The organism is Pseudomonas mandelii, from assembly GCF_002251635.1.
In the GTDB taxonomy this organism is placed as follows: Bacteria; Pseudomonadota; Gammaproteobacteria; order Pseudomonadales; family Pseudomonadaceae; genus Aquipseudomonas; species Aquipseudomonas mandelii_B.
This window is the reverse complement of the sequence record NZ_NMOJ01000204.1, coordinates 46,699-60,523: the sequence shown is the minus strand read 5'-3', so window position 1 is coordinate 60,523 and position 13,825 is coordinate 46,699. Positions and strand designations below refer to the sequence as shown.

Here is a 13,825-nt window from a genome sequence, read left to right as displayed (position 1 = left end):
CNCGGAGGACGGCGGCAAGGTCAGCAGACCCGGTGTGATCCCGGGGCCGACGGTCATAGTCCGGATGAAGAGAGAACGGGATTGGCACCTAAGGGCCGCGCGCCGGGTTCATGCTTGCATGACGTGGCTGTTCGTACCCTTAAATCCCATTCGATTCATAACGCCCTGTTTTTTTCTTAAACAGGAGTCAGAACATGCAACCCACCGCAATCGACAGCAAAAGCAAAAACCACCACGGCGAGCGCGTCGCGTTTATCCAGGCCTGCTGGCACAAGGATATTGTCGACCAATCGCGTAAAGGTTTCCTCGCCGAAATGATCGCCCAGGGCTACCAGGAATCGGACATCGATTTCTTCGAAGTCGGCGGCGCCTTTGAAATGCCCCTGCACGCCAAGCTGCTGGCCAAGACCGGCCGTTACGCCGGTATCGTTGCCGCCGCACTGGTGGTGGACGGCGGGATCTACCGCCACGAATTCGTGGCCCAGTCGGTAGTCAGCGGCCTGATGCAGGTGCAGCTGGAAACCGAAGTGCCGGTGTTCTCGGTGTCCCTGACCCCGCACCATTTCCATGCCGGCGAAGAGCATCAGAAGTTCTTCTTCGAGCATTTCGTGCATAAAGGCCAGGAAGCGGCGAAGACCTGTGCGGATACGCTGCACAAGATGCGTGCGTTGCGTCGCAGCGAGCCTCGCGCGGTAGCCGTCTAAACGCAAACCCTGTAGGAGCTGGCTTGCTGGCTCCTACAGGGGCTTCATATTCAGGCGAGGTTTTCGTNCAAACCCTGTAGGAGCTGGCTTGCTGGCTCCTACAGGGGCTTCATATTCAGGCGAGGTTTTCGTCGGTAGTCGGCACGATCAGGATGCCGGCACGCAGGCCGTTCTTGACCTTGGGGTTCGGGAAAATGATCCGGGCGCCCTTCTCTTCGATGATCCAGCGGGTCTGGGCGATGTCTTCGGCCAGCACGTAACCCACGTCCAATTCCGAAAAGTTCTCGATGTCCGCCGGCAGGTTCAGGCGGAAGCTATCGCTATGCTTGATGATTTCCCGCGCCACGCTGAACAACTGCAAACCGTCCAGGCCTTCGTCGGTTACCGCAGGCTCGGTGCCTTCGATGATCTGCTGGAGGCGGGTCTCAAGCAGCGAGACGTTCACGCCGTCGTTCTGCCCAAACGGCCGCGCCTTGCCCAGTTCAAGGGTAAAAGACTCGGCCCCAAGTTTGTCGTAGGTGTAGGAGCTGAACACGATCGACGGTTTGTTCTGCAACAGCACCGCTTCCATGCCGGCAGCACGCAAGCGGGCCAGCTCGAGACGTGAATGCTGGCGCCCTTCTTTCCAGGGATACAACGCGAACTGCTCGATTTTCGAGCCACGAATCGCGGTGTGCAGGTCGTAATGCAGACGGCTACGGTCCGGCAGACTGAAAAAACTCGCCGCCAGCCGCTCCAGTTCACAGGCGCGCAGTGCTTCGGAGCCGCTGGTTTGTTCGTGACGGCCGTTGAACAGCCGATTGACGTCCTGCTCGACGAAGCGCTCGCCTTTGCGAATCGCTTCCGGGTTGCCGAACAGGAACAGAATACGTGCGCGCGGCTTCAAGTCACCGCGGGCAATGCCATGCAACAGGCGGTCGAGCAGTTCGATCGGCGCCGTTTCGTTGCCATGGATGCCTGCCGACAGCAGCAGGTCCAGGCCATTGTCACGCGCTTCAGGCGGCCGGACTTCCAGCGCGCCTTCGCTCAACCAGCGCATGCGCACGCCTTCGACAGTCAGTTGAGTCTTCTCCGCCGGTTCACGGCCGGCGAGGGTCAGTTCAAGCAGTTTGCCGAGGGCGAGCATAGAGCGGTTTCCTTAGTGGTCGTGCGCGCAATCCGGGCCGTGCACGTGGTCTTCGTCGCCGACTTCAGCCGGTTCCATTTCCAGTTGCAGACTTACCAGATTAGTCGCCAATGGGCGCAGGAGCAGGTTTGCGTATTCAGCATCACCTTCTTCGACGTCCACGCCGATCAGCAGCTGGCCGCGGCCGTCCTGCTGGATCCACAGCTCTTTGCCTTGCCACAGGACCGCGACGCGGGTGCAAGAAGTTTCCAGTTGCGTGCCGTCGGTGTCTTCAAGGATCAGCTGCAGGGTATCGCTCATGTTTTTTACGCTCTCGACGTTCAATTGATCTGGAAAGGATAAACCGCGCCCAGTTTAAGGATTTGCGTCAGTTCATCCAGTGCCGTCCGGCACTCAAGCAGCAACTGCGGGTCAGCCAGGTCGGTTTCACGCAGGCTGTCGCGGTAGTGCTTGTCGACCCATTGGGTCAGTGTTTCGTACAACGGCGCGGTCATGATAACGCCTGGGTTCACCGCCGCCAGTTCAGTTTCGTTCAANGCCACACGCAGCCGCAGGCACGCCGGGCCACCGCCGTTCTGCATGCTTTGNTTCAGGTCGAAGACTTTCACTTCGCGGATCAGCCCACCGGATGCGGTCAGGCCTTGCAGGTACTGCCAGACGCGCTCGTTGGCGCGGCACTCTTCCGGCACGATCAGCAGCATCGAACCGTCGGCGCGGGTCAGCAACTGGCTATTGAACAGGTAGGAACGAACGGCGTCTTCGACAGTAACGGCTGAACGCGGGACGCAGATTGACTGGAATTTCCCACCGACTTTTGCGAGTTTGCCCTGCAGTTCAGCGAGCATCTGCTCGGTGTCGAGGAACGCGTCCTCGTGATAGAACAGCACCTCGCCGTTGCCCACGGCGATCACATCGTTATGGAACACGCCGGCATCGATCACCGCCGGGTTCTGCTGGGCGTAGACCACGCCGTCATCCTTCAAGCCGTGCAGGCGTGCGACGGCCTGGGAGGCTTCGAGTGTCTGGCGCGCCGGGTACTTCTGGGGTGCCGGGTAGCGGGTGTCGAATGCGCTGCGGCCGAACACGAAGAACTCGACACCGGCCTCGCCATAGTCACGGCAGAAGCGCGTATGGTTGGCCGCGCCTTCGTCGCCGAACTGCGCCACCGCCGGCAACGCGGCGTGGTGGGCAAAGTGCTTCTGGTCGGCAAACATCGCCCCCAGCACGCGGCTGGTGGTCGGGTGTTCGATGCTGCGGTGGTATTTGCAGTTGAGGTTGGCGGCGGTGAAATGCACGCGGCCATCCGCTGTATCGGCACTCGGGCTGACAGTGGCGGCGTTGGCCACCCACATGCTCGACGCCGAGCAACTGGCGACCAGCAATGGCATCGCGTCTTTGGCGGCTTTCTCGATCACTTGCGCGTCGGTGCCGCTGAAACCCAAGCGGCGCAGGGCGGCTACGTCTGGACGTTCCTGGGGTGCCAGAACGCCTTGCTGAAAGCCCATTTCCATCAGCGCTTTCATTTTCGCCAGGCCTTGCAGCGCCGCTTCCTTCGGGTTCGAAGACTGCTGGCTGTTGCTCTGGGACGCGACGTTGCCGTAGGACAAACCGCCGTAGTTATGGGTCGGCCCCACTAGACCGTCAAAATTGACTTCATAGGATTTCATCNGCGAGGCTCCACGAGAATCTGTTTGTTATAGGCATCAGTAACTGACTGTTCAGTGCGACCGAGTCGCAGCTATCGCGGGCAAGCCCGGCTCCCACAGGTTCGGAGGTGTTCACACACTTTGTGTCCGACCCAATCACTGTGGGAGCCAGCCTGCTGGCGATGGGCGTTACGCCATTTTCACGCCAGGCGTCAGCGAGGCAGGCAACACCAGGCTCGGCGTTTCCAGCGACGCCACCGGGTACGCGCANTAATCCGCTGCGTAATAGGCACTGGCGCGGTGGTTGCCCGAGGCGCCNACCCCGCCGAANGGCGCGGTGCTGGCGGCGCCGGTCAGCTGTTTGTTCCAGTTGACGATACCGGCACGGCTTTCCAGCCAGAACTGCTGGTAACGCGCTTCGGAATCCGACAACAAGCCAGCGGCCAGGCCGTACTGGGTGTTGTTGGCCTCGGCAATCGCCGCGGCAAAATCAGCGTAGCGGATCACCTGCAACAGTGGGCCGAACAGCTCCTCGTCAGGACGATCGGCGACAGCCGTCACGTCCAGGATGCCCGGTGTCAGCAACGCGGCCTGANCCTGCGGCTGAGTCATTTCCAGCAGTGCCACAGCACCATTGGCCAACATCAGTTCCTGGGCGTCCATCAAGGCTTTCGCCGCACCAAGGGAAATCACCGAGCCCATGAACGGCGCCGGCTGCTGGTCAAACGCACCGACTTCAATCGTCGAGCTGACCGCCACCAGNCGCGCCAGCAACGCATCGCCCCAGGCGCCCTGTGGCACCAGCAAGCGGCGTGCACAGGTGCAACGCTGGCCAGCAGAAATAAACGCCGACTGGATGATGGTGTANACGGCAGCATCGAGGTCTGCGACCTGATCCACCACCAGCGGGTTGTTACCGCCCATCTCCAACGCGAGGATCTTGTCCGGNCGNCCGGAGAACTGCTGGTGCAGGTGGTTGCCGGTGCGGCTCGAACCGGTGAAGAACAAACCGTCGATACCCGGGTTGGCCGCCAGCGCGATGCCGGTTTCGCGAGCGCCTTGCAGCAGGTTCAGCACACCTGCCGGCAAACCGGCTTCGATCCAGCANTTAACCGTCAGTTCGGCGACTTTCGGCGTCAGTTCGCTGGGCTTGAACAGCACGCTGTTACCGGCCAGCAGTGCCGGCACGATGTGACCGTTCGGCAAATGACCCGGGAAGTTATAAGGGCCGAACACCGCCACCACGCCGTGGGGTTTGTGGCGCAATACGGCGGTGGCGTCGCCCAGGGGGCCGCTCTTTTCGCCGGTACGTTCACGGTAGCTTTGCACCGAGATCGCAATCTTGTTGGCCATGCTGGTGACTTCGGTGGCCGATTCCCACAGTGGCTTGCCGGTTTCCTCACCGATGCAACGGGCGATTTCATCGGCACGGCTTTTCAGCGCGGCGGCAAAGGCTTCAAGCACGGTAATGCGCTCGTCGAGGGTACGACGGGCCCAGCCCGGAAACGCCTGACGAGCAGCCTGCACGGCCGACTCAACCTGAGCGGCGGTCGCGCCTTCGCCGGTCCACAGCACTTGCTGGGTCACCGGGTTCAGCGACTGGAAGGCTTCGCCCTGACCGGCCAGCCATTCACCTGCGATGTATAGCGAATTCATTATTTCGACTCCCTGGCAGCAGACAACGGAACGGCGCGCACTTGATCGCCGGCGTTGAGTTGAAGACGTTTGGCGGTCAGCGGATCGACGACCAACGTACCGGCGGCGAAGCGTGCTGGCGCGGCAGTGATGCGGCAGTCTTCGCGCTTGCGGTTGTGGATCAGGAACGGCGTGGCGTCGTCCCCCGGCGTGCCGATGGCCAACACCAGTGACTGGCTGTCGCGCACCGCACGGATTTTGCTGGTCTCACATTCCACCGCCGGGCCGGCGTCGAAGATATCGACATAGCCCTGGTAGCTGAAACCTTCGCTCTTGAGCATGCTCAGCGCGGGCTCGGTATCGGGGTGAACCTGACCGATCACGTTGCGCGCGTCTGGCGACAGGAAGCAGGTGTACAGCGGGAATTTCGGCATCAATTCGGCGATAAACGCCTTATTGCCCACGCCGGTCAGGTAGTCGGCCTGGCTGAATTCCATCTTGAAGAAGTGCCGGCCCAGGCTTTCCCAGAACGGCGAACGCCCGGCTTCGTTGGACACGCCGCGCATCTCGGCAATGATCTTGTTGCCGAACAGCTGCGGGAATTCAGCGATAAACAGCATGCGCGCCTTGGCCAGCATGCGGCCGTTGAGGCCGTTGCGGTAATCGGCGTGGAGGAACAGCGAACACAATTCAGAGTTGCCGGTCAGGTCGTTGGCCAGGAACAGCGTCGGGATCTCGCGGTAGATGTTCAGCTCTTGCGAGGCGCTGACGGTCAGCCCCACCCGGAAGTTATACCAAGGCTCACGCAGGCCGACGGCACCGGCGATGGCAGAAATACCCACCACGCGGCCTTCGTCGTCTTCGAGCACGAACAGGTAATCTGCATCGCCCCGCCCGGCTTCACCGCGAAAGGTCTTCTCGGCCCAGCCAACCCGGTGGGTCAGGCGCTCTTCGTTGGCCGGCAAGGTGGTGAGGCCGGTGCCGGTGCTGCGCGCCAGATCAATCAGGGCCGGTAAATCGCTGCTGCGTACGGGACGAACGATCATGCTATCTCCTCAAACGGGCCGCTTGCGCCACCCGCGAAACTTCGCTGCTTTCTAAACACTCAAGCAGTCGTTAAACCGCCACCAGTCGCACGCTCGCACCTTCACCGACGCCCAGGGCCTCAGCGGTGTCCAGGTCCAGGGTCACCGGTTTGCCGGGCGCGTAGTCCAGGTCCAGCATCACCGCGCGGTAATCCTGCAACTGCGCGTTGCTCACCAGGTACTGGCGGCCGACACCCTTGAGCATCTCGCCGATCTTCACCGGCACCACGCGGCTCTGCGCGATCGAACGAATACCCGAAACCCGCGCGTGCAGCGTCGGGCCGCCGTCGAAGATGTCGATGTAATGGTCGGTCTCGAAGCCTTCGCGCATCAGGATGTCGAAGGTGATCTGTGCGCGTGGGTGCACCTGGCCCATTGCTTCTTGAGCGGTGTCCGGCAGCAAAGGCACGTAGATCGGGTAATGCGGCATCAGTTCGGCGAGGAAGGTCCGGCTTTTCAGCCCGCACAGGCGCTCGGCGGCGGCGTAGTTGAGGTCGAAGAAGTTGCGGCCAATGGCGTCCCAGAACGGCGAGTCGCCGTTCTCGTCGCTGTAGCCGACAATCTCGGTCACCACCGAGTCGGCAAAGCGCTCGGGGTGGCTGGCGACGAACAACAGGCGACCACGGGAATTGAGCTCGGCCCACGGCGAACCCACCAGCTCGCGCTGCACGTAGAAACTGGTCAGCAAGCTGTTGCCGGTCAGGTCATGGCACTGGGAAAGCACGTGAATCTTGTTGTGAATTTTCAGCTCGCGGGAGGCGTGCACGAAGGTTTCGTTACGGAAGCTGTAGAACGGCTCCGAGTAACCGGCGGAGGCGACGATTGCAGAGCAACCGACCAATTTGCCGGTGGTCGAGTCTTCGAGGACGAAGAAATAGCTTTCTTCACCGTTGAAGCTGACTTCAGCGGAAAACGANGCTTCGCTGGCGGCGATCTTGTCGCTCAGGCGTTCCACATCATCCGGCAAGGAGGTGACACCAATCGGGCTGTCCGCAGCCAGACGCTGTACCTCGCCCAGATCAGCCATTTGCGCGGGGCGCATCACCAGCATGGTGTCACTCCTTAACTCGAAAAACTCACAGGAAAAAATGCCAGGCACGCATTTGAAACCAGCGAAGGTCAAGTGTGGGAGCGGNCAGGCAACAATGATGTTGGCTATCAGGCCCTCATCGCTAGCAGGCTAGCTCCCACACTTTTGATCCAGCACGAAACAAAAATTGGTTCGACGCCTGAAATGCCAGGCGTCGAAGGGTCTATCAGGCTTGCGTCAGCTTGGCCACGGCGCGTTCGAAGCGATCCAGGCCCTCGTCGATGTCCGAGTCTTCAACCACCAGGCTTGGCGCGAAACGCACCACGTCCGGGCCGGCTTGCAGAATCATCAGGCCTTCACGTTCGGCGGCGTTGAAGATGTCTTTGGCCTTGCCTTTCCAGGCATCGCTCAGCACGCAACCAATCAACAGACCCATACCGCGGACCTTGGTGAAAATGCCGTACTTCTCGCCGATCTGCTCAAGGCGCGCCTTGAACTTGTCATGCTTGGCCTTGACGCCAGCCAGCACTTCAGGGGTGTTGACCACGTCGATCACTGCTTCCGCCACTGCACAGGCCAGCGGGTTGCCGCCGTACGTGGTGCCGTGAGTGCCGACCACCAGGTGCTTGGCCAGGTCTTCACGGGTGAGCATCGCCGCAATCGGGAAACCGCCGCCCAGGCTCTTGGCGCTGGTGAGGATGTCCGGCACCACGCCGTAGTGCTGATAGGCGAACAGGTGGCCACTGCGGCCCATGCCAGTCTGTACTTCGTCGAAGATCAGCAGCGCGTTGTGCGCAGTGCACAGATCACGGGCGCCTTGCAGGTACTCAAGTTCAGCCGGGATCACACCGCTTTCGCCCTGGACCGGTTCCAGCACCACGGCGCAGGTCTTGTCCGACACAGCGGCTTTCAGCGCCGCCAGGTCGTTATAAGGAACGTGGGTGATGCCGGTGATTTTAGGCCCGAAACCATCGGAGTACTTCGACTGGCCACCGACGTTAACGGTGAACAGGGTGCGCCCGTGGAAGCTGTTCAGCGCAGCGATGATCTCGTACTTCTCAGTACCGAAACGGTCGAACGCGACGCGACGGGCCAGCTTGAAGGCGGCCTCGTTGGCTTCGGCGCCGGAGTTGCAGAAGAACACGCGCTCGGCAAAGGTGGCGTCGATCAGCTTATGCGCCAGGCGCAGGGCCGGCTCATTGGTGAAGACGTTGGACACGTGCCACAGCTTGTTGGCCTGTTCGGTCAGCGCACCGACCAGCGCCGGATGGGCGTGGCCCAATACGTTAACCGCGATGCCGCCGGCAAAGTCGATCAGCTCGCGGCCCGCCTGGTCCCAGACATGGGAACCGGCGCCACGCACAGGAATGAATGCGGCAGGNGCGTAGTTGGGAACCATNACCTGGTCAAAATCGGCACGTTGCACCGGGGCTTGCTCAACGGACATCGGAGTCTCCTGAAGAGGAACGCCTGCCTGGAACTGGCGGGCGATGCAGGGATTGTAAGGACAGTTTTCAGTGCGGCCTTGCCGCCAAGCGACAACTTCTTATAGCGCCAACCCCGGTTTTACGCGGGTTTACGGCAATGCGACATATAGGGTCGCAAAGGCGCAGTTTAAACTGCCGGCACAGGTTATAGGCAGGCTTGTCGAGTGGTGCGGTAAATATGTACCGCACCAGACCGGTCATCGTCTGTTTTGCTGGTGACTCATCCAAACGCTAAGGGAATAGCGCATGAGTCGACACGAAAACGATCGCCCCTCTAATGCCACCGGCAATGAATCCGCCACGCAGCCGGACGATCACTACCATCACCTGTTCAACAATCTGCCGACCTGGGTATTGGAAGCATCGGCCACCACACGCGACGCCCTAAAAACCGCCTCGCTTGCCACGCCGTACTGGCACGCCACAGCGACATCCCTCCAACACCAGTCGCTGAAAAAGCTCGGCCAGGAACACTGGACCCAGCGAAATCGCCTGGACTCAACGCTGTCGAAACTGCAAAGCGCACGCGCCTTCGCCGAACCTCTTCTAAGCGAAGCCTTGAAAACCCGATTTGATCTGGAACTGGACATCAACACCACTTTCCTGCGCCTGTACATCCCGCAAACCGTGCCCTGGTTCGGAATCAAGACGGGCGCCGCACGCACCTGGACCGTGTCGCTGCTCGACGCCGTCCTGCATAACTTTCAGGAATCAGAAATGGCGGCTGAGGCTTACGAGCCCGCCTCGACATTCATTACCGAACCATCGCCCGCAGGGCAGTTCGATACGCTGCCCGCGGTCAAACAGAAACTGACCGTCGCAGCCTTTGTGCGGCTGTGCCGGGAACTGGACATCGGCGCCCGGTACAACACGTACCTCAAAGACAACCTGGGGCTGACCAACCCGGTGGCCGGCGCAGTGTTGAAAGCGAAGGTGATCAGCTCGCACAAAACGGCACTCAAAGCGGCGCTGCTAATGGCCCATATCCGCAAGGATATTCCAGAGGATGCCTATCACTCGATCTTGCGTCTTGTGGAAGGACGTTCGGGGGCGCGCCTCAATGGCCAACCGCTGTACGGCCATGACTTGACCATCATGTCCTCCTCCCTGACCGGGATTGTCATTTTCGCAGCGAGCCTGGAGCGCGCCCGCAAGGGAACACGGATCATTGCCTACATTCCCGACGATCCCGAGCATCCACTCAAGGAATATCCAAACACTCTGGCGTTCATGACCGAACTGACCCGCAAGCTGCGCGCCCCCGCCTACCAGACGTTCTTCAGCCGCTTTGTCGAGCATAAGGAAAGAGGGCATTTTTTCGCGGATCTCAACCGTCGCCTCCAGCGCGTGACCTGGCATCAGCACACGCGTGGCGACCCGCTGCCGAGCTGGCGCGAAACGCCCATCGACAGGCCCAACCTGCGGTTTTCAATGACGCCGCTCAGCGCAGACCTGTGGAATCATCTCTATCAGCGACAACTGAACAAGATCCTCAACGATGCCAGCACGCTGGCCGTTTCCACCGCCACTGCCGACAGAAACGCACGATGGGCATCGTGGGACGCCTTCAGCAAAGTGGGATCGATACTCCTTGAAATCGCGACGTTCGTGGCATTGCCGTTCGTCCCGCTTCTCGGCGAAGTGATGCTGGGTTACATGGCTTACCAGTTACTCGACGAAACCTTCGAAGGCATCGTGGAGTTGGCCGAAGGACTGAAAAAAGAGGCCGTCGGGCATCTGATCGCACTCGCTGAAACTGTGGTTGAGGTGGGCACATTCGCGGTGGGCGGTGTGATTGCAGCCGGCGCTTTCAGCCGCTTGCTTTCGCGCGAAGCAGTCGCGCTGGTCGACCCATTCAAACCCGTCGCAACACAGAAAGGAAAAGTCCGCTACTGGAAGCAGGATCTGACCCCTTACGAACACGCACAGAGCCTGCCCGAAGGCGCAAACCCCGATCAGCTTGGCCTGTATCGCCACGGGGGCAAGACGCTGCTGCCGCTGGAAGGAAAACTGTATGCCGTGAAACCCGACGGCACATCCGGCACGTTTCAGATCGAGCACCCGACCCGCGCCGATGCTTATCAGCCTTCTTTACTGCACAACAACCACGGCGCCTGGCACACCGAGCTGGAGCAACCGCTGGAGTGGGATCGGGAAACGGTCATGCGTCGTCTCGGTCAGGGTGTCGAGTCGTTCAGCAACGCCGAACGCGAGCAGATCCTGCGGGTCAGCGGATTCCACGACAACGCCGTGCGCGAAATGCATGCCGAACATTACCGCCCGCCTTCGCTGCTGACCGACACGATCAAGCGCTTCAAGATCAACCGGGACATCGACACCTTTATCGAGCAGATCGGCAGTGAGCAACCCGAGCACTACCGAAAGGCCGATGCAGCCCTGCAACATCAACTGCTGAGCGGCTACGACGCCTGGCCTGTCGACACGCCGATGCCGACACCGCAAGCCCAAACATCAGCCTTCAGACGACGGACCGCCGAACTCGCCCGGGATTACCGCAAATCGCTGTTCGATCTGCGCTATCGCGCACTGGAAAAAACCGATGACCTGCACGTCCAGCGGCTGCTCGATGACGTAAAGGGATTACCCACCGATATCGCCGAGGAACTGGTGAGCAACGCGTCCGGCACCGAACTGAAACAGCTGCACTCCGGCCGCACACCCCAGCGACTCAAGGATGCTGCGCTCAAAGCCATGGAAGCCGTGCGCGCGACCCGGGCCAGTGAAGGCTTTTATTCCGAAGCGCTGGACACCACCGACACCCACCGACTGGCCTTGCAAAGCCTGAATTCACTGCCCGGTTTGCCAGCCGAATTGCGTATCGAAGTGCGGGACTACTCGGCCGAAGGGACTTTGCGCGACAGCATTGGCCAGGCCGATGCGCCCATTCAAAAAACACTGATTCGCGCTGAAGACGGGACTTACCAGGTTCACCAAGACGATGGTTCGACGCCGGGTGATTTTTATCAGGCCCTGTTCCGGGCACTGCCGGATGCGCAACGCAATAAGCTGAACCCTTCGATCGCAGACGCCCGGGCACTTAAACAGCGCATCGCCGAACACGCGCTGGAGCAACCGGGTTTAGGCAGGCTGTTCGCCAAAAATCCCCATCGAAAACCGTTCTATGACCCGACCACCATGCGCCTGCCCGGTGGTGCCGAGGGCTACAGTCGAATCAACCGCGAGACACCGACGCTCAACGACCGGGTTCGCGAGGTTTACCCCAACCTGCCTCCGGAAGAAATGCAGTCCATTGTTCAGGGACTGCAACTTCATCCCGATGGCGCTCGCGTAGAACTTTCACGTTTGAGGAGGGAGTTGGCCCGACTGCATCAGGACCTGCGCGTCTGGGTCAGTGAATCACCCACTGCCCATCCTGAAACCGGGCGCCCGCTCAGCGAGCTGGAGCAACACGCCGAGCGGAACAATCGACGTTTGCTGGCCCAGGAAATCCAGCGCAGCTGGCGGCGACAGTCCGACCGGGATTTCGACACACCGGAGGGGGTGACCCAATATGTGCTCAGGTTTGCAGAGCCGATCCTCGGTGACTTGCCATCACTGGATGCCGACTTCAGCCATGTGTCGCTGCTGTCCCTGGAAGGTACCCGCAGCGTGCAGGGTATTCCTCCGTTTCTACGGGGTTTCAGCGGGCTGCGCCGCCTGGAGTTGCGCCGCTTTTCCCTGGCCACCCTCCCCGACCCCATCAGTCGAATGCCAGACCTTCACGCCTTGGTGTTAAGCGATTGCGGCATCACAGTCGACGCCGCCGCTTGGTCGAAACTGACGTCATTGAACAAACTGGCTATGCTGGACCTGTACAAAAATACGTTTGAAACCCTGCCGCGTATCGACACCATGAGCGAACTGGAGCACCTGGACCTGAGCGATACCCGCCTGACAGGGATTCCAGCCAGCCTTCTCCAACACCCGAAGCTTGAAACCCTCCTTTTGATGAACAACCGCATCAGCGAGTTGCCTGCCGGGTTATTCGAAAGTTCGCTGTATGACAAGCGCGGCCTGCACCTCACACACAACCCGCTTTCGAACAGCGCCCGAGAATTGATCAAACAACACCACTTCGAAACTACCTACGACATGGGTGTCTTTGCCCCCGAGGCCGATGTTGATCGGGTCAAGGCGCTGTACCCCAGCATGGAAGTCGAGCAGACAAGCGAGTTCGTCTACGAATTGCCGGGAAGCCTGGAGGATGGCCGCACCTATCTGACGCGCCTTGAAGAAGAGCTCACCCAACTGAAAAATGATTTGTCTGCCTGGACTGCCAATGTTCCGGACCGGCACCCCGTGACAGGCGAAGCGTTCAGCGCCGACCAACTCGCTGCCGAGCACGCCAACCGAGACGAATTCAAGCAGTCGCTTGAGAAGTGTTGGCAACGTGAGTCTGAACTGGATGATTTCAACGACACACTTGAGCCGACGTTCGAACTCAAGGTTCGTCCGGTCATCAATGGAGAACTGCCGGCCCTGAGTGCAGACTTCAGTCATGTTTCCGCGCTGGAGGTACACAGTGCCGAGGGCGCCACGCGACTCGGGCGCTTCCTCGAGTCCTTTCCAAACCTCAAGAGCCTGAGGCTGCGCGAGTGTGACCTTGGTGACATTCCCGATTCGGTTTTCAAGATGGGGCGCCTGCGCTCACTGTCGCTCCCCGATTGCCGGGTCAGCTTGTCAGCCGAGACGGCAAGTGCATTGGCAGGAATGGAACAGCTTGATTACTTGGACCTGGGCTTCAACCCGCTGGGGCGCACGCCGGATCTAAGCCAAATGCCCGAACTGTCGACCGTGCTGCTCAACGACGCCGGCATCACTGACATACCCGATGGCCTGCTTCAGCTGAAGGACCTGGACTGGGCCGACCTGAGCATGAATGCGATTACCGAGGTGCCGAGCGACCTGCTGGAATTGCCAGTGGAGATTGCTGAAAACATCACCTTGAGAGGCAATCCGTTTTCGGAGGAAAGCCTTGCGCGACTGGTCCGCTACTTTGAACTGACCCGTGCGGATTTTGGCGTGGACGAGGTCATCAACCGAGGTGAAATGCAGGTGTCCACCTCAGAGGGTTCCGAGATCGACGAGTAA

General features: G+C 60.4%; 9 protein-coding genes. 2 read left to right on the top strand and 7 right to left on the bottom strand.

Going from position 1 to position 13,825, the window contains the following annotated elements; genetic code table 11:
- Positions 1–194 precede the first annotated feature (194 nt).
- Positions 195–704, top strand: a complete 510-nt coding sequence (locus tag B7L09_RS25120; protein WP_094471110.1) for a 6,7-dimethyl-8-ribityllumazine synthase — start codon at positions 195–197, stop codon at positions 702–704.
- Positions 705–819: 115 nt separating this feature from the next.
- Here the strand turns inward: B7L09_RS25120 and astE are convergent, their stop codons facing one another.
- The 7 genes from astE to B7L09_RS25085 all read right to left on the bottom strand — a co-directional run bounded on the left by astE (position 820) and on the right by B7L09_RS25085 (position 8,673).
- Positions 820–1,830 (bottom strand): succinylglutamate desuccinylase, encoded by a 1,011-nt coding sequence (astE, locus tag B7L09_RS25115; RefSeq protein WP_094471109.1) that lies wholly within the window; start codon positions 1,828–1,830, stop codon positions 820–822.
- Positions 1,831–1,842: 12 nt separating this feature from the next.
- Complete coding sequence (locus tag B7L09_RS25110) at positions 1,843–2,130, bottom strand: hypothetical protein (RefSeq protein ID WP_010457234.1); 288 nt, start codon at positions 2,128–2,130, stop codon at positions 1,843–1,845.
- A 20-nt stretch (positions 2,131–2,150) separates the two neighbouring features.
- Positions 2,151–3,497 (bottom strand): N-succinylarginine dihydrolase, encoded by a 1,347-nt coding sequence (gene astB / locus B7L09_RS25105; RefSeq protein ID WP_094471108.1) that lies wholly within the window; start codon positions 3,495–3,497, stop codon positions 2,151–2,153.
- A gap of 168 nt (positions 3,498–3,665) precedes the next feature.
- The gene (gene astD / locus B7L09_RS25100) at positions 3,666–5,135 is read right to left on the bottom strand and encodes a succinylglutamate-semialdehyde dehydrogenase (RefSeq protein ID WP_176457767.1); all 1,470 of its coding nucleotides are present in this window, start codon (positions 5,133–5,135) and stop codon (positions 3,666–3,668) included.
- Entirely contained in the window at positions 5,132–6,157 is a 1,026-nt protein-coding gene (astA, locus tag B7L09_RS25095; protein ID WP_094471106.1) for an arginine N-succinyltransferase, read from the bottom strand. Before astA ends, astD begins: the two co-directional genes overlap by 4 nt.
- Positions 6,158–6,227: 70 nt before the next feature.
- Positions 6,228–7,247 carry an arginine/ornithine succinyltransferase subunit alpha gene (aruF, locus tag B7L09_RS25090; RefSeq protein ID WP_094471105.1) on the bottom strand — a complete coding sequence of 340 codons (1,020 nt, stop codon included), beginning with the start codon at positions 7,245–7,247 and terminating at the stop codon, positions 6,228–6,230.
- Between the two features lie 205 nt (positions 7,248–7,452).
- Positions 7,453–8,673 carry an aspartate aminotransferase family protein gene (locus B7L09_RS25085; RefSeq protein WP_094471104.1) on the bottom strand — a complete coding sequence of 407 codons (1,221 nt, stop codon included), beginning with the start codon at positions 8,671–8,673 and terminating at the stop codon, positions 7,453–7,455.
- A gap of 286 nt (positions 8,674–8,959) precedes the next feature.
- Between B7L09_RS25085 and B7L09_RS25080 the strand changes: the two genes are divergently transcribed.
- The gene (locus B7L09_RS25080) at positions 8,960–13,825 is read left to right on the top strand and encodes a dermonecrotic toxin domain-containing protein (RefSeq protein ID WP_094471103.1); all 4,866 of its coding nucleotides are present in this window, start codon (positions 8,960–8,962) and stop codon (positions 13,823–13,825) included.